Genomic DNA, 20,055 nt, shown 5'->3' with positions numbered 1-20,055 from the left:
GTCGGCAAGGAAACAACTTTTCGACCGATCTTGGATCAGTCACTGAACCCGCGTTTCCGCATCAACGCGGATGTGTCAACATCACGTCCACGGAAGCGACGAAAGCCTTCCGCCGGATCGATGGTATCGCCAACAGAAAACACATGATCCCGTAATTTGCCCGAAACGACGGGATCATAGTACGAGCCGGCCTGTTCGAACATCTCCGCCGCATCTGCCGTCAAGGCGTCCGCCCAGAGATAGCTATAGTAACCGGCCGAATAACTATCGCTGCTGAAGATATGCATAAAGTGCGGAGTACGGTGACGCATCGGCAACTCGTCAGGCATTCCGATCGACGCCAAAGTCGTTTTTTCAAATTCGTCGGGATCGATTTGCGTTTGGTCAGACGTATGCAGTTTCATGTCGACGATCGCGCTAGCAAGGTATTCGACCGTCGCGAAGCCTTGATTGAACGTCGACGCTTTTTCGATCTTGTCGATCAGCGATTGGGGCAACGGTTCATTCGTTTCGTAGTGCAAACAGAATCGCTGCAAGATCTCTGGCGTCTCCAACCAGTGCTCAAGGATCTGCGAAGGAAACTCGACGTAGTCGCGGGCGACGGAGGTTCCGGCTTGCGAGGGATACCGAACCGACGAAGACAGACCATGTAGCGCATGGCCGAACTCGTGGAATAGCGTCACCGCATCATCCCAAGAAATCAAGACGACTTCACCTTCACCGCCCTTAACGAAATTACTGTTGTTGGAAACGATAGGGGTGATCGGCTGGTCGATGTTCTGTTGAACACGATATGCGGTCATCCACGCGCCGCTGCGTTTGCCTTCTCGGGCAAATGGATCGAAGTACCACAGCCCCACGTGCTCGCCCGACTTGTCGGTCACTTCCCAAACACGTACATCGGGATGAAATACGGGGACGTCGGTCACAGCCTTAAACTGAAACCCAAACAACTCTCCGGCAACCCAGAACATGCCCTCCCGCAGTTTTTCGAGCTGGAGATACGGCTTGACCTCACCGAGATCAAGATCGTACTTCGCCTTGCGAACCTTTTCGGCATAGTAGCGATAGTCCCAAGGCTCGATCGTGATCTTGTCACCTGATTTGGCCGCCTCGGCATCCGCAATCTGCTGCATGTCGGCGACTTCTTCGTGAACGCGGCCAACTGCTTTTTCCCAAACCTGATTCATCAATGCTTCGGTCGCTTCGGGAGTCTTCGCCATCGTTGACTCAAGTCGCCAGTGCGCGTGCGTCGGGTAACCGAGAAGGTTGGCCCGCTTCAAACGCAGGGCAAGGATTTCGGTGATCAATGCGTTGTTATCGTTGTCGTCACCGTTGTCACATCGATTGTAATAGGTCCGCCAAACCTGCTCCCGTAGTTTTCGATTATCGGCATACGTCAAGACCGGATCCATCGACGACCGCGTATTGGTCACGGCCCATTGATCAGCTTTACCGCGTTCTTCGGCGGCACGTTTCATCGACGCGATCACGCTGCTAGGTAAACCGGCCAAGTCAGTTTCGTCGGTGACCCAGGTGACATATTTTTTTTCATCGTCGAGTACGTTTTGACTGAAATCGGTAAACAAGCGAGCCAGTTGGGCGTTGATCTGAGACAGTTGGGCTTTTTCGCCTGAATCAAGCTTTGCTCCGCGACGAACGAACGTTTTGTAAAGATCGTCGATCAGGCGTTGTTCAGCCGGCTGCAACGATTCGAGCTCGTTTTCGAAGATGTACTGCAAACGATGGAACAGCTTTTCATTTTGATAAATGCGATCGGAGTGGGCCGCTAATTTTGGAGCGATGACACGTTCGATGTCTGGAATGGGCCCTACGTTCAAGTTCGAAGAATAGACACCGAAGATCGCGTCCAAACGATCGAGCGTCTTTCCGGCATCTTCCATCGCGACGACGGTGTTGGCGAAGGTCGGTGGATCGGCTTGAGTTGCAATCGCATCGATGTCCGCTTGAGCCATCTTGATTGCTTCATCAAACGCCGCCGTAAAATCTTCGGGACGAACACGGTCCCACGGTGGGACTCCGCCGTATGGTCCCGTCCATGGCCGCAGTAAAACAGAATCCGTCATTCGCTGTTGCTCCGTGCTCGGTAAGGTTTCTCTAGTTTGGGCGTGAATGGATCCGGCTATCAATCCGATCGCCAGTATCGCCCCTAAAAGGGTTTGGTTTCGTCGCATGCTTCTGGTGTTGAAAGTGGTCGATTATCTCGGGATGTCGCCGTAGCTAAAGTCTACGCGAAATGAGTTTACGCCAAATCCGAACTCGTCAATGTTTCCGGACCATCGCCTTGCCGGCCTGACCGTTTTTTACCGCGGCTGACAAGGAAATAAATTGCCCCGGCGGCGATCACCAAAAGTGTCACACCGAGAACAGGACGGTAAAACACCCAGGCGATGCCGATCACGGTCATCGATCCCGCAACCGTTAGTAACCCCGCGACAACCGAGGTACCGAACCCCACCAACGACCCCAGCATTGGAACCACATCAGCGATGACCTCCAATGGACGCAGCATCAAAACAAACCCCAAGAACATCATGAACGCCCCCACACCCCGGAGCACCCAAGTCAGAACCCGATTGGCCGCTTGTTCGTGAGAGATCATTTCCGAAGCCGTGAACGCTCCCGTTTCTAACGTGTGAATTTCGGTGCCGTATTGAGTCTGATAGGGGGCGAATGAGTCACCGGCCTGTTGGCTAAGCAAACTGACCATGGTGGTCGGTGTCGCGGTGAACCAAATTCGCACGTCGCCGATCTCGGGATTCGCGACAAGATCACCGTTTGCAGACGCCGGCGTTGCTGCGTTCTGCGAATCGTTAGCTGTCTGATCGTCTGTCGTCGAGGTTGCCTTCTCGGCCACTCCGGACGGCTCATCGTAGTCGGCGGGGGCATCCTTCGATTCCGGCGCATCGGCCTGGGAAGGAATCAGGCCCAAATAGTTGGCACCGGTGGAAGCCTTTGGCTTCGGCGTTTCGACAGTTTCCTCAGTCGCCGGCAAGTCGGTTGCGTTCGAATTCGTTTGACGAGGAAAAATGTAAAGACGCCCTGCATCATGATCGCCGCTTCGCACGATCACAGATTGATTTCGGTATTCTGCCGGCAGATTCGAATCATCTAACTCGATCGGTTCTTCACCACCGATCATCTTGACCAACGAACTGGGAAGATGAAATTCGCCGAGTCGAACGTTGTCAGCCTGCGCCTGCTTCGGAGAGAAAAGAACTTGCGTCGGATTCTGGTGATCGGGCTCGTCGAATTCACTGGAATCGATCAGTCCGTCGTACCAACCTTTTTCGTAACTATATTCGGTGACGGTCTGTTTGCCGCCGCCTAGTTTCTTTTCAGATCGTGACTCCCGATTCTCCTTCCATTGATACATCTGGACGTGCCGTTTCAGGCGGATTCCGTTGAAGGAGATCCCGAAGTCTTCGTCCGTTAAAACGGTGTCGGTTGAAACATGACCGCTGACATGGACAAACTTGCCCTCGTTTTCCGAGACCACCTCATCGGGTTTGATCTCGACCACGACGCTCGCCCCTTCCTTGAGTCCTTTCGCCGTCCGGACCGCACGACCTTCGTTCCAAAACAACAACGGCACTGAAACGAGCGCAATCAGTCCACCGAACAGGATGCCTTTGAACGCTCCCCCGAGTCTGCCAAACCAAGATTCGTCGGTCACATGGGTTCCCATCGTTCAATATCCCCGAATCAAGCAACTTAGTAGAGTAAAAACTGACTTCGACGCTGTCGAAATTGATCGACGTTCTGGTTGGTCACACGCATCACTTCGCTGATCGATTGTCCGCCGACGATCGCATTCATCGTCGCCCGGTTTCCCAGCAAACGCATCGCTTTTTCCGCCTGCCATTGATCGGGATACAACCGTTGCAAAGTCACTGCCAATGCTACCCCTAGATGCAAGGGATCAAACTTAGCACGATTGCTAATGACCAGGTTGATCCCGCCACAAACTTCGTCTCGGTAGCGGCTCGAATCAGGAGTGAACTGAATCGGAACCACCGTGACTCCCGGAATTTGCTCACTTCGCATTTCCTTCGCCCACTCGATCGGATCGATCCAAGAGGCACCGATCACTTCGAACGGAGTGTCCGTTCCGCGCCCAACGGACAGATTCGATGTCTCCAGCATTCCCACACCTGGATACAAAAGGGCCTGGGTCAACGAACGCATGTTAGGCGACGGGTTGATCCAGACCAACCCGGTTTGGTCAAACGTCATTTCACGCCGCCAACCTTCGCAGCGGACAATTTCCAGGTCGAGTGACAATCCAAGTTCAGACCGAAACATCTTCGCTAGTTCGCCGATCGTCATGCCATGCCGGATCGGGAGGTGATGAAACCCCACAAACGATTCATCACCCGGGTCCAGCATCGGCCCCGCGACGTCAACCCCATTGATCGGATTGGGACGATCAAGCACGACAAAGCGTTTACCAGATTGATCGGCCGCTTTCATCGCCTCCCCCATGGTCGAAATGTAGGTGTAAAAGCGGGCACCGATGTCTTGGATGTCGAAGACAATCGTGTCGACATTGGAAAGCATTTCGGTCGTCGGCTTCCTGGTCTGGCCGTACAAACTGTAGATTTTCAACCCCGTCGCGTCGTCCTTTGCATCGCCAATATCGGATTGATCGAGCACGCCGCGGAAACCGTGTTCGGGGCTGAATAACGTGGTCAGAGCAACGTCAGAAGACTCGTGTAGAAGCACCGCGGTCGGATTGCCCTGCCAATCGACACCGGTATGGTTGCTGATTAGCCCCACACGTTGCCCACGTAAGCCCCGAAAGTTGTCGCGTTTCAAGACTTCGATCCCCGTTCGTACGACCGGTTCGGAAGTGGGCTCTTCCGAAAGTAACCGCGTCCCGGGAAGGCAAGCAATCAACAGCGCGTGGACCACGCGGATACCCAACGATAAAAACGAGTAAAACGCTTTATCGGGTAAGGTTACTTGACGATGAGTTGTGGTGGAGGACATGGCTTGAGGGGAGATCGATGATTGTGAATGTAATGTAAGTGAACACCGGCAGCGTTAGAATGCATTCGCGACGGCAGCGTCTGTTACGAACGGCAACTCCGCTTTTGTCATTTCAGACTCGGACTGGGATGGCAAAACAATCCATTCTCACCCGGCGCCGGGCACCCTCGCCGGACACAGAAGCCAGACGCATTTTTCCGCGTGGGCGATCGTTCAGACTGAATACTTGGACCGTATACCTTGTCGGCAAATGACGACGGGGCTACATGTTTCGCTCTGTTTATCGATTTCGCATTTGGACATTCGCGTAGTATCCGGTGCGGAAACGGTTTTGCCAGTTATCATAGCGGCTGACGTGAGACGTGTTTTGGAAGAAGATAAATCTATGAATGGGCTTCCCGCCAATCCCTCGTTGGATCACTTGACAACGGAGGCCATCAATCCTCGTTCAGAGTCGATCGATACCTTATCGTCAGTCGAACTGGTACGTTTAATCAACGAGGAAGACGCGTCCATCGCCGCCGCGGTTGGCAAGGAATCGGAGGCGATTGCGAAGGCGATCGACTGGATCACCGGCGCGATCCGCTCCGGTGGTCGTTTGATCTATATCGGTGCCGGAACGTCAGGGCGACTCGGTGTACTCGATGCATCGGAATGTCCGCCGACGTTTAATACACCACCTGACATGGTGATCGGTTTGATCGCCGGTGGTGACTCTGCGTTGCGACGAGCGGCCGAAGGAATTGAGGACTTGCCCGATCGCGGCGTCGATGATCTAAAAGCAGTGAATCTTCACGAGCAGGATGTGGTGGTCGGCATCGCGTCGAGCGGACGCACGCCGTACGTCGTCGGCGGTTTAAACTATGCACGTTCGATTGGTGCCCGAGCGATCGGGTTGGCCTGCAACGAACAATCGCCGTTGGCCGCAGCGGCAGACCTAATGATCACACCGGTGGTCGGACCAGAATTGATCAGCGGGTCGACCCGTATGAAAGCCGGCACGGCGACCAAGATGGTCCTAAACATGCTCTCCACCGGGACAATGGTTCGACTTGGAAAAACTTACGGGAACCTGATGGTTGACTTGCGAGCCTCCAACGAAAAGTTGGTCGCACGAACAAGGCGACTACTCATGCGTCTCACCGACCTTACGCCCGATGCGGCCGATGAACTCCTTGTCCGTTGCGACGGTGAACTAAAAACCGCTGTCGTTTGTCAGCGATGCTCGCTTCAGCCGGAACACGCGCGGCGGCTTCTCCGTGAAGCAGGTGGTCAATTACGACTGGCACTTGAATCTGCCACGGGCTCAAAGCCGTGACACGCCACGAAAGCACGCCGCTGGTCGCCGGCGTTGATGCCGGTGGCAGTAAAACGATCGCTTGGATCGATCATCCACGACCATCTCGTCCGCAATCCGATGACCGAACCACTGGCCTCGTGCGTCCACTTGCCGAAGGCATCGGCGGAACAGGAAATCCGCGTGTCGGCGGATACGAAGCTGCGGCAAACGAAATTGAATACGCCGTCCGACAAGCACTGTCCACGCCGAACGTAACGACCGAATCCGCCACCACCCGATTGACGCGTGTTTGTGTCGGTGCCGCGGGTGCCGGACGTAGGGAAGAACAAAAGCATCTTGCCGCGATCCTATCGAAGCGGTTTCCAGGCACCGCGATTATCGTGACCGACGATGCGGTTCCGGTGCTCGCCGCCGCGTCGCCGACGGCAACCGGAATGATTCTGATTTCCGGAACAGGATCGTTCGCTTGGGCAAGAAACTCTAGCGGCGCCGATGCTCGCGCCGGTGGGTGGGGCGTCGTCATTGGCGATCCGGGTAGCGGTTATGCCCTTGCTATTGCAGGGCTGGATGCCGTCGCTAGGGCTGTCGACGGTCGTGGCCCAGAGACGACTCTGTTAACTTCATTTTGCGATCGGTTCGCCGTCAAAGATCCGATGCGATTGATCGATCATGTCTACGCGCCTTCGATGACCCGCCGTGAGCTCGCCAAGCAAAGTCGACTAGTCATCGCCGCCGCAGAAACAGGAGACTCCGTCGCCCGTGAGATCGTTGAAAGTGCCGCCGAAGAACTCGCCCGCCACGTGCGAACACTCGCAAGACGACTCAATCTGTCCGCCGGAATCACGCTTGCTTTGTCGGGAGGAGTGCTGGTCAACGAACCGCTGCTGCGCGAACAGCTGCTCGAGCGCATCGATTGTCTTCAGCTGCAAACAAGGCTGGTAGATGCACCGGTTGCCGGCGCACTTGTTCTCGCAAACCGGCCAGACTTGATCGAAATTCTACAGAATCGTCTTGTTTCAGCCACTTCGATGTGAGCATTTGTCGCTCACGGGAAACCGACGTTTGGGGCTTAAACCAAACTGACTTTTTTGAGCGTCTTTGTGGAAATCCAAGCGTCAAACTTTACCACGTTTGTCGGCGTTTCCTTTGCAGGTTCGTCGACCGTTAAAGTTGGATTTATCGGGGGTTCGTTCCGATAGCAGAGATTACCTTTGCGCATTCGTTCGATGGAGCCTATTCGTGCTGACCCGCCCGACCCGACGCAACCAAAACAAGCTGCGTGACCGCTTTCGATCCCACCTATGGCGTCTTACCGCTACGGCTTTCGCGTCAAGCGTCGCCGTGACGACGCTCGCGCCTAATGCGATAGCTGCCGATGGCATCATCCTGGAAGCTCCGGCCAATCAACCGGTAGACGTTTCGCCCGTCAGCGAACAACCAACCCAAGGCAAGCCGGTCACCGCCGATCCACCCGTAAAGACTAAAGAGTCAACGAAGTCAATCGATGCCGGTTGGTCAAAGCGTGGTGTGACGGTGAATGAAGACGCATCTCGCAAGAACGAGGCGACGAAAAGCGAAAAATCTTTTCAATCAGACTCAAGTCGGGCGGAAGCAACGATCGCTGTGCTACCCAAAGGCGATGCCAATGTCACCGTGCCGCCGCTTAAAGCGCCCGAGCAAATCAAGCGGAAATCTACCGACGGCGAAGCAAACACATCGCCGAACTCAGCAAAAGTGCCTGCCCGTCAAGTCGCGGGGCCAGTCGACGGATTCAAAGCCCGCACTAAACTGCCATCGTTGAAGGTTGCCGAAAAAGAAACCCCAGCACTGGAGTTCGTCGCGCCAACGATCGACGCACCAAAAAACGCCCCTGCGGTTGCCGGAGACATGCAGCCCAGTGACATCGCATCGGATGACGATACGTCAGAGAAAAAGACGTTGCAAACTCCAGGTGCGATGGCCTTGGAGCAGCTTCGTTCGGTACCACCACCAGTGACAGGCAATTGGCGTGGACGAGGAACATCGGTTGGCGATCAACCGGTTCATCCGACCGAGTCGCGGCAATTGCAACGCATGCCAGAGCAAGCCGGGGCGAGCCGGCGTGACCCTGGACCGCAGCAAGGCACGCAGTCGGTTGCTCCGCAGGCCCCCGGTCCACAAACCCGGGCCCCACAGTCACTGGGCACGGGTGGCTGGGTTGCGCGGGAGGCGATCAATCGTATCGCGCCACTTCGTGATCCGGTTCCCCAAAGCCCAATCCCCGCCAAAGCGGCACAGCCCCTTACAACGACGCCGGGTCCAGCGGCATCTCGGCCTCCATCGGGTTCGGACGTTGACGCACCGACCAAGGCGCCTGCTGTTCGCAAGGCGCCTGCGGAAGCGACGAACGTTCGCGAAGACGTCAGCCCGATTGCCAAACCAAACGCGTCCCCTAAAGCTCAGCCCCGGCAATCATCCCAAGCCATCGACACCAGGCGTGAAATCCCGTCGATGAATCCATCGCTCGATGAATTGCCGACGGAAGCCGACCCCCCGCTCGCGAGCGAGAAGCTACCCCCAGAGAAACGGTCGATGTCGCTTGACGAAGCGGCTCGTCACTCTGATCGTTCCCAGCGAGACCAGAAAGAAACACAGCGAGCCGAAGAAGAAGTCCAGCGTGATCAGAAAGAGGCGATGGCAGAAAAGCTGCTTGACTCCATCGGTTCTGCCGCGACCGTTAAGCGTGGATCGCTGCCGGAAGAAACCGACGACCACGTTGTCGCCAAAAAGTCGTCGCCGGCGAAACTGCGAGCGTTCGATGGTGATGCGGCGGAATTGCAGCCGCTCCCCAAAGGTGACTTGGAAGAGTTACCAAAAGGCAAACGTATTCCCCCGAAACAAGAGATGGGAGGAGCGACATCGAGTGTCGGTGATCTTCCACCCCAGGAAAACGCTGATTCAATCGATCAACCTGAGTTGGACATCCCGGACAAAGTCGAACTCGACTATACCGGACGCCCGGCTGCAGAGATCACGCCCAGTCGATCGGTCGCCAACATGCGAGTTCCGATCGAACGAGTCCTGCGGTATTTCTACCTACGCCCCGAAATCGCAAGCGGACGTAGCAACTGGGGAATGATGCACCAGTTGATCGTCTTTGGAACCGATACCCAGATTCGCGTCGGCAACCGCCAATACAGCGCGATCGCGTGGATCGCCGGAAACAATATCTGTCGTGGACAACGTCTGCTGACGAACGATGCCGATGGGATCAAAGCCAAAAACGGGGTCGGACTTCAAGGTCATGACTCTCAATTCCTCGCCGTCCTTGGAATGTGCAACGTCCCCGTGGAATACCCGCTGTATGCGGGCAAAATGAAGTACACGGTCGACGCTTTGATCAAGTCAGAACAGCGTGGCTGCAAAGAAGACAACGAGCTTACGTTTACGTTGATGGGCTTGTCGCATTATCTGGACACCGATTCCAAATGGATGTCCGATGATGGGACACAGTGGGACTTCGAACGTCTGATTGCCGAAGAACTCGATCAGCAAATCGTCGGCGCCGCATGCGGCGGAACCCACCGATTGATGGGCTATGCCCACGCGTTGCGAAAGCGACGAGCTGAAGGAAAGCCAATCGACGGTCATTGGAAACGAGCCGAGATCTACACCCAAGACTTTATCGACTACGCCTATTCGCTTCAGAACCGTGATGGTTCGATGAGCACGAACTGGTTCGAAGGCCGGGCTGACAATGGGGATGTCGATCGCAAAATCCAGACGACCGGGCACATCGTAGAATGGTTGCTGACCGTGACACCCGATGAGGAACTACAAGACCGCCGGTTGGTTGCGGCGGTGAACTATTTATTGCGGGCAATGTCGTCCGACTTGGATCATGATTGGAGCATCGGCCCCAAAGGCCACGCCCTCCGGTCCCTTGCGATGTACCACCAACGGGTCTTCCGCTCTGGAACGCCCTGGGTGCCACAGCAAACTGCGAGCGTTCCCGCGCAGCGTTATCGTCGCTAGCCGCCTTTAGCGGCCATCGCCTTCGTAAATGATCGTCGCCCCGGTCGGAGCTTGCGGCCAGGGCGTTTTTCCGGCGGGCCAGGACTGCGGTTGCGTCGCGCGGACCGCATCGACACGGCGTTTTAACCACTCCGGTGCGTTCGCATTTTCGGATTGGCCGTACACATAAGGCTGAGGCGGATCCATCAAGATCGGTGGGTCGCCGATGATCTTCGAAAGCGGCGGGCGTTGTTTGCTAAATTCGTCCAATCGTTGCTTTAGCTTCGCGACTCGGTCCGGATGCTGTTTGGCGACGTCCGTCGATTCTCCCGGATCAGCGATCACATCATACAACTGCTCACCCATCAATTTGTAGCGACCGCTTCGAATGGTGGGTAACCGAACGCTACCTGATACTTCGAAAACAATTTCGTCGCGAGGACTGGGCGTCTGCTTCAAAAGCACGTCTGAAAAATCCATCCCGTCCAGCGTCGCACACCCTTCGGTCGAACCTCCCGAAAGTGACGCGAAGGTCGGCAACAGGTCGACGACATGCATCATCGCCGTCGACGTTTCTCCAGCCGCAATCTGGTTCGGCCAACGCATCAAGCATGGAACTCGGACTCCACCTTCGAACGTTGTATTCTTCGTCCCACGATACGGCCGATTGACTTCCTCGGTTAGGCCGCCGTTGTCATTGGCAAAGATCACCAGCGTGTTCTCCGAAAAGCCATACTGATCGATCGTGTTGACGATCCGACCGACTGCTTCGTCAAGACACTTTAGCGCCGCCGAGCGTTTGTCCAACGTGTCCGTGTACCGAGGAATGTCTTCCAACGGACCATGGATCGCGTTGAAAGGCACATAGAGAAAGAAAGGACGATCGGCGTCTTGCTCGCTGATTAACCGCACCGCTTCGTTGGCGAACAAATCAGTGCTATAGCCCTGCTCGTCAACCGGTTTCCCATTGCGATGCCAATCATAGACGGCAAAGGTTGCCGGACTGTTGTGCGGAATGGTGTAGTTGTTGTAGTCAATGCCCCATCCATAGTGGCCGTACTGATGATCGAATCCTTGCCCACGCGGCAGTTGTTCATGCAGCCACTCGCCTAGGTGCCATTTCCCAACCAATGCGGTGAAGTAGCCCGCGTCCTGAAGCACCTCAGCAATCGTCCGTTCTTCGCCGGGCAACCCATGTAGCATCCGCGTCGGCTCGCCCCGCTTGTTTTGAGCCAGTTTCATGCCAAGTTTGTTCAGGTAACTTGGTTTGCCAAAATCTTCACTCCGCCAATCCATCCAATTTCGAAACGCGTAGCGTCCCGTCATCAATGCCGCCCGAGTCGGCGCACAAACCGAATGGGCATAGAACTGCGTCATTCGCAAACTTTCACCGGCTAGGCGATCCATGTTTGGCGTCAGCGAGGCGTCACCCCCATGAAACCCCGGATCAGCCCACCCCATGTCATCGGACAACATCAGCACGATGTTCGGACGGGGTGCCGATTGGGCTCGGCAAACCGAGAGAAACGGCGAATAGGTTGTCAGGAAAGTCACCGCGAAAAAGATGGGTACTACCGTCCGCGACAAAAACTGACATGGGGACCATCGGTCGCAAGCGGCCGTCATCAAGGCGAGGAGTTGAATCATGTTAAGTTCCATTCTTATTAATGCAGGCAAGGTACGTCAGCGTTGTGATCGTTCGCTCCAAGCGATGCGTTTTCTGTAGGAACAAATCCGAGTACCGTCGAAGCCGAACCGGTAATCATACTTGGCCGATTGAGCCAAAGATGTTTGAAAATATCGTGAATGGACTGCGTTGTCAGCTCGGAGAGCTGAACGACACTCGCTAGATGGCTGACGATATTGGCTTTACTGCCTTCTTCACAGAGTCACCATCCACTTCGCATTACCCGCAGGAAAAAACGCTCGCTTCACGGGGCGGAGGGTGACAATAGAACATCAACAGGCTGTCACCCCAAGGATCGTTGCGGCCTCGGCTGTTTGTACGTATTCGCTGAATTCGGTCATCTGCCGACTGCCTTTCTCTCGTGTCGTTTACGGTTCACCTAAGGCGATCCACGTCTGCACGCTGCGCTATGCGGTGAAATCTTCGTATCGCACCAGAGGGTAGGGAGTGACGACACCGACCGACAAAACGATTCAGCTCTATTTGCCCACCGGCGAACCGCGTGAAATTCACATTGGAAATTACCGCCGGTGTCTGCGAGTCGAGTATTCGGAACGAACGTGCCCGGTCCGCCTCAATAGCTATTGGGGTCAAGTTGGACTTTGCCGCGAAAAATCCAGTAGATCACGACGGTGTAGCTGAGCACACAGGGAATTCCGATGATTGCGATCACCAACATCGTCCACAGCGTTTGATGGCTACTGCGTCCGTTGTAGATCGTGATGGTGTACTCGTCGGCAAGGTTGGATAGCATCAGGTTAGGAAAGATCGCTACGCTAAATAGACATGCCAATGCCGCGATCACCATTGTCGAAGTGAAGAACGCGTAGCCAGGCCGACCGAGATGCATCGCTCGCGGAATATTCAAGACCGCGAAGAAATTCAAAACGGGAACGATCCAAAGCATGGGTGCCGAAAACAAATTGTCTGTCGCGTGGGGCACATGCCACCAAGTGGCGATCGAAACGACGGTGTAGACGCCGCAAAAAACAAAGAATAACGGTAAGATCACACGTTTGACGCGAGCTTGCAGTTCGTCTTCGGTTTTCAAATAAAGATAGATCGCACCGTGAAGCGCGAACAGCGATGTGGTCATTGCACCGACCAGAAGCGGATACCAGTAAACCTGAGAGAGTAGGCTGCCTTCGTAGTGAAACTTTGCCCCCAGTTCCATGCCCGCCATGATGTTGCCACCGGCGATGCCGAGCAATAACGCGGCGGTGAATGAAGAAAGGAAAAACCCAAAATCCCAGAAACGACGCCAAACCGGCTCATGAACCTTCGATCGGAATTCCAAGCTGACCGCTCGCCCGATTAAACACGTGAGCAACAGGAAGAATGCCGTGTAAAAGCTGCTGAAGACGGTCGCATAAGCATTGGGAAACGCGGCAAACAGAGCGCCGCCAAACGTGACTAGCCAGACTTCGTTCCCGTCCCAAAGCGGCCCGATGGAGTTCATCACCAAACGACGTTCGCGGTCATCCTTGGCGATGAACGGATGCAACATCCCGACGCCAAGATCGAACCCGTCTAGAATTGCATAGCCGGTGATCAAGACCCCGAGGAGCAAAAACCAAATGTGAGTCAGCGTGTCATAGCTGAGTAACTGATGGTTAAACCACTCGAAATATCCAAGAGAAAACATTACAGCACCCCCTCGTCCATCATTCCGTGTCCGCGGGAAGTTCCCCGGTGCTCGATCAAGTCCGCCATGTCGCCTTTACCGATCTTGGCTTTGTATTCGGCTAGCTCTTGCGGACTTTCCGGACCGTGCTGAATCTTGTTGTTGAGTACGAAGATCCAAACGGCGAAAAGGAGACTGTAAATCACCGCGAACAATATAATGCTGCTGAGCACTTGTTCGGCTGTGACCGATTCACTTAAACCGTCGGCAGTCTTTAGGCCCATCATTTCGACACCGTCTTGGGTAGACGGATAAACGATCCAGGGTTGTCGCCCGACTTCGGCCGTGATCCAGCCCGCTTGATTGGCGGTCATGGCCGCGAGCGGCATCACGATGATCGCCCACATCAACTTGCGTTTTTCAATCAAGTTTCCCCGAAACCAAAACCAACATGCCGTCGCGGAGACCAAGATCATTAAAGTTCCCAACCCAACCATCAAATGAAACGTTTGGAAGGGAAGCCACACCGGAGGTCGCTCATCAATCGGTATCTGATCCATCCCGGGGACGGGCCTAGCTGGATCGTTGTAAACCATAAACGAAAGCATTGCGGGTACCTGCACGCCAAACTTAACGGTCTCACTGGCAGTATCCGGCCACCCAAACAGCCACAGTCCGGTCGGCTGATCAGTCGTTTCGAAATGTGCTTCCATCGCCGCCAATTTCGCTGGCTGGGTTTCCACCAGCTTTTGTGCAGAGTCATGTCCCGACATTGCCGCGGCAAGACTAAAGAGCAACGCCGAAGGAAGCGCGATCTTCATGCAGCGACGCGCGACTTCCTCATGCTTCCCCTTCAGCAAGTAAAACGAGCAAACCGAAGCAACAAAGAAAGCACCGAGGACCAGGGCGCCGATCAGCGTATGCGTCAACCGATCGACCGATGACGGATTGAAGACCATCGCCCAAAAGTCGGTGATCTCCGCACGCGGCATTAATTCTCCTTGGACGTCGTGAAAAACGACATGGTAACCCGCCGGTGTTTGCTGCCAACTATTCGCAACCACAATCCAAACAGCACTGAACATCGATCCCAGAAAAACCATTAACGTGCTAAACAGGTGCATCTTTGGCCCGACTCGATCCCAGCCGAAAACCAACACGGCAAGAAAACCACTTTCTAAAAAGAAGGCGAAAATTCCTTCCGCGGCGAGCGCCGACCCGAACACGTCTCCGACGAATCGCGAGTACACGGCCCAATTGGTCCCGAACTCGAACTCCATGACGATTCCCGTCGCGACCCCCATCGCAAAATTCACCGCAAAGACACGCGTCCAAAATCGTGCGGCGGCTTCCCACGCCAAATCACGAGTCCGGAAGTACATCAGTTCGCAAAGAAACAGCTGCAGCCCCAGACCGATCGACAGCGGCGGAAATAGATAGTGGAACATGATCGTGCCGGCGAATTGCAACCGGCTAAGTATTTCGACGTCCATCGACGCGTACGCTCCCCTTTCCGACAACTCTGCCAATGCTGAATTGTCGATGTTGGTAATTGCAGTTGGATCTTGCAACGAATTCGCGGCGACAGCCCTCGCGACGATCAAGTCAAACGCGGTTGCCGCATCACCTCCGTTGTATCATCTCAACTCGCATTGCAGGACGGCGAAGATTGCGACCCCTCGCCGCACGTCACGCTCAGGTCCCCCACGCCGGAGAGTCACGCCGGAGCCAGACGTTAAGGCAGAATTAGCTGGAACCCCACCGTCCTTAACAATCTCCGGCAACGATTGGCTTTTGGACAAACTCGATTGTTAAAAAAGTTAACGCGTCTGCCAATCGCTCGGTACTTTTAGAAACTTTGATCGTTGTCGAGATGAATCCGTTTGTTTTTGATCGGAAGCGTTGTAGGTTTCCATCGCCGAACGATTCCGCCCCACCGGACGTTCGCCTCATCTTGAATCGCCAGCCCCAATGCGACCGACTCTCTTGCTATGAAAGCTGAATTCCTTTCGCTGATTCGCTCGCCGAGTCGGCAGACGTATCTTGCGGCGCGAACGGTGTTGTTACGATCCAATCACTTCGACCCATTTTCGGAAGAATTGAACGAAATTGTTGCCGCAATTGAGGAAAAGAAATGGGACGATGCGGCGTCTCTGATCACCGATGCCGGCCCGAATCTGTTGCTCAGCCCTTGCGCCCACCTTCTGATGGCTAAAGTTTGTGAAAACCGAGGTGAAGAAGAGCGTTGGGAATTCGAAACCGTCACCGCTCGCGCGATCTGTGATGGAATACTATCAACCGGCGATGGCAGCCAAGACGCACCTTATCTGATCACACGAACCACCGACGAGCACGATATCCTCGGCTACCTTCAAAAAACATTTGAAAGCCAATCGCTCGTCCATCAAAACGGGAAATCGTACGACAAAGTCTGCTGCGCCGGGGGCGACGAACTGTGGTTCGATATCACAGACTTGTACGCCATCATGATGCGGAGAACGTAGTGGTTCGTTCGATCGAGATGCACGGAAAAAATTGGCAGCCAACGAGCATGGGTGCCGACTAACAGAGCTCGAACAAGGTGAATGCCATACGGCGAAACCAATCGTCAATTCACTACACTGTGTCTCGTTGCTTGGCCACGGTTTCGGTACTCGGCCAATCCTTCGAATGCTTCGCGGCTCGCCCTATGGTTTCACGTCACGTTTAAGCGGAACGTAGCGACTTCGAAAACCGTCTAAGTTTCGACTCGTGACTAGTTCTGGACGAGGAAGGCTTGGACGAACTTCGTCGCCGGAAGCGACGGAGTCTGTCGGCTGATCGGATTGCTCGTTTGGCTGCTCAGCCTCGGTACTATCTAAATCGGGATCGTCTGTTTCTTCATCCACGTTCTCTTCTTCAGACTCTTCGTCGTCGTCTTCGTCTTCATCTTCATCGTCGTCTGTAGGTTCGGGGGGCAGATAAGCCAACTGAACTTCGCTGCCGCGCCCGTCACCGTTATCGTCGAGTTGTGCGTGTTCGGTTTGCAGTCGATCGATCGATCGAAACCGAAGCGTGACCTCGATCGACGTGGCCAAATACAGATCGAGCAAGCTGACATTACCGTCGCCATCGACGTCGTCAAGTGCCTGATCGCTTTCGCCGGCCAACACGTCCGCAAGTGCGTAGGGCATTTCGGTCGCGGTGAACTCCAGGTCGGCCTCGGTAGCGGTAAGTAAAATTCGCCCCGGTTTGGCCAGTGGTTTGATCCAAAATCCACTGATCGGCTGCGTCAGCACAAAGACCTGCTCGAAACACTCGATCGGTGCCGCCCATTTCGAAAAATCCTGTTGGCTAAAATCGCGACCGAGCACATTGAATTCACTTAGGACTCCCTGCGGGTGGGAGTGACCGATCATCACGACCCAAAGGGAATCGATAGGCTTCAATCGCGATGCGAGGTCACGAAGCGTTTGTTCGACCGTTTCTCCGGAGCAAACGCCCACGTCTTCGTGCGATACTGAAAGCGCTTGCTGCATCTCGTCGTCACCGGCAAGCACGGTCAGGTGTTCGGCGTCGACCGACAAGGTTTCATTCGATGCGACGATCAACTTTTCCGCCGCTTCGGTGAATCGCTCGCGATGAGTTTGGTCACCGGGTAATCCGATCATGATGACAAGATGACGACTGGAAACCGCCTCAGACTCTGCTTCTTGTAATTCCGTTTGTGCGGCAGGCCGAGCTTCGTCGCCGAGCACGTCTGCGGAAACGAATCCGCCCAAGCCCAAGACAAGTCCAAGCCAACAAGTTCGAAAGCGGATCATTGGTTATCGGCCTGTGTTTGAGTTACGTTACGTCTAGTTTTCGAGACGCGGATGTTTTCAAGATACGGATGCTGTCAGTCGGATCGCGTGACCGCACCACAATAGCGCGGTGACGACGCTACCTACCGTCGTCACTCACTCGGCAATGCCATCTGCTGACCGATCAGATCGTTCGGCGGCAAATCAAAGGTCGCGTGCTGTGACAACAGCAGTGACGACACCTGGACTTTGTCGACGCTGCCAATGACCGTTTCGGTAAACAAGTCACGAACCGTGCCATCCCAGCTGATCACGCACCATTGACCGTCATCAGCCTGTCGCACGAGGGCGGTGTCCTCGGGTAGCGGTTGTCGGCCTTTTTCTGTCAACGTCTGGGCTTCCAAAAGATGCAGCGTCGGCGCTACTCGTAGCGATTTCCAATCGCCACAAACGACCGCAACAAAGTTGTCATCGCTCGAAATTCGAATCGATTGAATCGGCCGATCATTGGCCGTCCATCGCGCGATCATTTGTCCCGATTGCATTTCCCAGCGGATCACGGACCCGGCGTGATCTGCCGAGAAGACTCCGCCTTCAACTCCGACGCAAACACTGGTCACTTCGTGTCGATGATTCCCGAGAAGTGAAACCGCCATCCCTGCGTCGAGATCCCACAATCGAACGTTTCCTTCACGATCACCGATGATCACACGGCCGGTCGAAGCGACTTCTGAGATCGAGGTCAATTCCTCCTGCTTAAACATCAAACGCCTTCGATCGCGTTCGATCGAAATGCCACGTCCCGTGACCGCTCGAAGTCGATATCCCGATGTCTTGAGTCGAAAACTGGCCCAACGACGGGCCGGTTCCAAATTCCAAAACCCGACTGGTTCAGGAGGGAGTTCGAGATCCGGGTTGGTCGGCTGAAACTCGATGGCGGGGGCACGTTCGATTGATTGGTCAAACGACGACTTGGCGATCACCCATTGGTCCTCTGGAGAACGCTCGTCCTGCCAAGCGATCGGATAAAGCTGAGGATGAATCAAGATCATCGCCGAACACATTGCTCCGCTGGCCGTGCGAAGCGTCCGAGACGTCGGGCCAGCTTTGTCGGGAAGCATTAACAATCGCAATCGTTCTTCTAGCGTTGCGGTCGGCTGCATCCCCGACGCGAAACTTGGCAATCCGACTTGGTAGTCACTAATAAAGTCAACGACTCGCAACAATGCCTCGGCATAGCGCCGTGGTTTGGTTTCTAACAACTCCACCGCCCGCGCATCACAGCAAGCTTCTTCGTGGCGTTCCAATTGGCTCTGGGCAAAGTAGATACCTGGAAACCACCAATAAGCGGATGAAACAAGCCATTCCAACCACCGAACCCAATGGTCACGACGGCAATAGTGAGCCGTCTCGTGCGCCAAGAATGCTCGACGATCATCCTCAGACATCGCCTGCCACAATGCCTCGGGACAGACAATGATCGGCCGTGTCGCAAAGCCAAACAACATTGGCGAGACGTGAACGTTTAAGCGAACGACGCGCGGTGAACGAGCCCCCGGTCGTGATCGCAATCGTTGACAGGCAAATTGGCGAACGATGGCGGCCGCCTCTTCGTCGTCTTGCCCACATTCCTGAATCAGTCGGCGAAAACGAACCAGTCGAACCAACCCACGGATGCTAAGCACCAAGAACCCGATCGCCCATACCGCGACAAACCAGACCATCCCCTGGTCTATGAACCGAGTCACCTGTTCGAGCAGTGTCGATGGCGCCGGGGTGACTGACGAAATTCGATCAATCACCGACGCGTCATTTTGAACATGATCGACCGCCAAGTCGGACGTATCTACCGGAGCAGGGGATCGGTCCGAGGAAACGCTGATTTCGGTGTCTTGCGTAACCGAGTCATTCCCAGCCGGCGATCCACGCCAGATGTGTTGTCCATCAAGACTGGCGGTGAGCTTCTTTTCCTGAGTGGCCACCTGAGAGGCCATGGTGGGGATCGGCACGGGTACCGGGAAGGAGATGATCGGCGGGGTAATCAATTTGACAAAGACCAGCACCCACAGCGCATGTGCTAGCGACGCATGTTTTCCGCCACGACCGACCCACAGGGCGATCGATGCGATCAACATTGCCAACAGCAAGTTGCCGATAATCAGCTCCAACAGAAGCATTATTCAGAATCCAGGTCGTCCAAAAGGCGGCGCAATCGTTTTCGCTGGCGAGAGTTGAATTTCGCCGATTTGACCAAGTGGGTTAAAAGTGTCCCCATAGTTCCATCGCATAACTCGTCTGCGGTCGCTTGCAGACGTTTGCTGATCAGTTCATCACGATCAACAATCGCGGCAAACTGATGCGGCCAACAATCTCGATCACGACCGACAAAGCCCTTGGCCTCTAATCGCGAGATCAACTTTTGAACCGTCGCGATATCCGACGGTGTTTCTGCCCCGTACAACCACTTCGATAACTGTTTGAGCGTCGCCCGTTCGTGCTCCCACAGTTTTTCTAATATCGCAAGCTCGGCAGCCGTAACGTCTTTGGAAGGTTTCACCATTGTTTCAAGTTCTATCGTGCAAGTTCATAAAAATGCGATCTGGCAAATGGCATTGTTCATGTCAGCAATGGTTTGCCAAGCATTGCCTTGAACAAC

13 protein-coding genes are annotated in these 20,055 nt (G+C 54.8%); 4 read left to right on the top strand and 9 right to left on the bottom strand.

The window, feature by feature from the left end:
• Nucleotides 1-35 precede the first annotated feature (35 nt).
• From FYC48_RS19120 to FYC48_RS19110, 3 genes are all read right to left on the bottom strand, one after another.
• A complete protein-coding gene (locus FYC48_RS19120; RefSeq protein ID WP_230776258.1) occupies nucleotides 36-2,087 on the bottom strand; it encodes a M3 family metallopeptidase in 2,052 nt (683 codons plus the stop codon).
• A gap of 176 nt (nucleotides 2,088-2,263) precedes the next feature.
• The gene (locus FYC48_RS19115) at nucleotides 2,264-3,709 is read right to left on the bottom strand and encodes a TMEM43 family protein (RefSeq protein ID WP_149498393.1); all 1,446 of its coding nucleotides are present in this window, start codon (nucleotides 3,707-3,709) and stop codon (nucleotides 2,264-2,266) included.
• A 26-nt stretch (nucleotides 3,710-3,735) separates the two neighbouring features.
• Nucleotides 3,736-5,013 carry an exo-beta-N-acetylmuramidase NamZ family protein gene (locus FYC48_RS19110; RefSeq protein ID WP_149498392.1) on the bottom strand — a complete coding sequence of 426 codons (1,278 nt, stop codon included), beginning with the start codon at nucleotides 5,011-5,013 and terminating at the stop codon, nucleotides 3,736-3,738.
• Nucleotides 5,014-5,398: 385 nt separating this feature from the next.
• Between FYC48_RS19110 and murQ the strand changes: the two genes are divergently transcribed.
• The 3 genes from murQ to FYC48_RS19095 all read left to right on the top strand — a co-directional run bounded on the left by murQ (nucleotide 5,399) and on the right by FYC48_RS19095 (nucleotide 10,327).
• Nucleotides 5,399-6,331 carry an N-acetylmuramic acid 6-phosphate etherase gene (gene murQ, locus FYC48_RS19105; RefSeq protein WP_149498391.1) on the top strand — a complete coding sequence of 311 codons (933 nt, stop codon included), beginning with the start codon at nucleotides 5,399-5,401 and terminating at the stop codon, nucleotides 6,329-6,331.
• Nucleotides 6,328-7,347: an N-acetylglucosamine kinase gene (locus tag FYC48_RS19100; RefSeq protein WP_160149626.1), complete on the top strand. Its 1,020-nt coding sequence runs from the start codon at nucleotides 6,328-6,330 to the stop codon at nucleotides 7,345-7,347. Before murQ ends, FYC48_RS19100 begins: the two co-directional genes overlap by 4 nt.
• 205 nt (nucleotides 7,348-7,552) lie before the next feature.
• Nucleotides 7,553-10,327 (top strand): hypothetical protein, encoded by a 2,775-nt coding sequence (locus tag FYC48_RS19095; RefSeq protein WP_149498389.1) that lies wholly within the window; start codon nucleotides 7,553-7,555, stop codon nucleotides 10,325-10,327.
• 6 nt (nucleotides 10,328-10,333) lie between these two features.
• On the opposite strand, the gene FYC48_RS19090 is transcribed toward FYC48_RS19095, so the two are convergent.
• From FYC48_RS19090 to FYC48_RS19080, 3 genes are all read right to left on the bottom strand, one after another.
• Nucleotides 10,334-11,953: an arylsulfatase B gene (locus FYC48_RS19090; protein ID WP_160149625.1), complete on the bottom strand. Its 1,620-nt coding sequence runs from the start codon at nucleotides 11,951-11,953 to the stop codon at nucleotides 10,334-10,336.
• A gap of 614 nt (nucleotides 11,954-12,567) precedes the next feature.
• Complete coding sequence (gene cydB, locus FYC48_RS19085; RefSeq protein WP_149498387.1) at nucleotides 12,568-13,638, bottom strand: cytochrome d ubiquinol oxidase subunit II; 1,071 nt, start codon at nucleotides 13,636-13,638, stop codon at nucleotides 12,568-12,570.
• Entirely contained in the window at nucleotides 13,638-15,110 is a 1,473-nt protein-coding gene (locus tag FYC48_RS19080; protein WP_149498494.1) for a cytochrome ubiquinol oxidase subunit I, read from the bottom strand. Before FYC48_RS19080 ends, cydB begins: the two co-directional genes overlap by 1 nt.
• A 498-nt stretch (nucleotides 15,111-15,608) precedes the next feature.
• On the opposite strand from FYC48_RS19080, the gene FYC48_RS19075 reads away from it, so the two are divergent.
• On the top strand, nucleotides 15,609-16,121 hold the full coding sequence (locus tag FYC48_RS19075) for a hypothetical protein (RefSeq protein ID WP_149498386.1): 513 nt from the start codon (nucleotides 15,609-15,611) through the stop codon (nucleotides 16,119-16,121).
• A gap of 183 nt (nucleotides 16,122-16,304) precedes the next feature.
• Here FYC48_RS19075 and FYC48_RS27865 read toward each other — a convergent pair whose 3' ends face one another.
• The 3 genes from FYC48_RS27865 to FYC48_RS19060 all read right to left on the bottom strand — a co-directional run bounded on the left by FYC48_RS27865 (nucleotide 16,305) and on the right by FYC48_RS19060 (nucleotide 19,959).
• A complete protein-coding gene (locus FYC48_RS27865; protein WP_160149624.1) occupies nucleotides 16,305-17,420 on the bottom strand; it encodes a hypothetical protein in 1,116 nt (371 codons plus the stop codon).
• A gap of 131 nt (nucleotides 17,421-17,551) precedes the next feature.
• A complete protein-coding gene (locus FYC48_RS19065; protein WP_149498385.1) occupies nucleotides 17,552-19,576 on the bottom strand; it encodes a M56 family metallopeptidase in 2,025 nt (674 codons plus the stop codon).
• A complete protein-coding gene (locus FYC48_RS19060) occupies nucleotides 19,576-19,959 on the bottom strand; it encodes a BlaI/MecI/CopY family transcriptional regulator (RefSeq protein ID WP_149498384.1) in 384 nt (127 codons plus the stop codon). Before FYC48_RS19060 ends, FYC48_RS19065 begins: the two co-directional genes overlap by 1 nt.
• Nucleotides 19,960-20,055 lie beyond the last annotated feature (96 nt).

It is taken from the genome of Roseiconus lacunae (assembly GCF_008312935.1).
GTDB lineage: Bacteria > Planctomycetota > Planctomycetia > Pirellulales > Pirellulaceae > Stieleria > Stieleria lacunae.
Note: the sequence above shows the minus strand (reverse complement) of the source record. Positions and strands in the feature narration are given on the sequence as shown.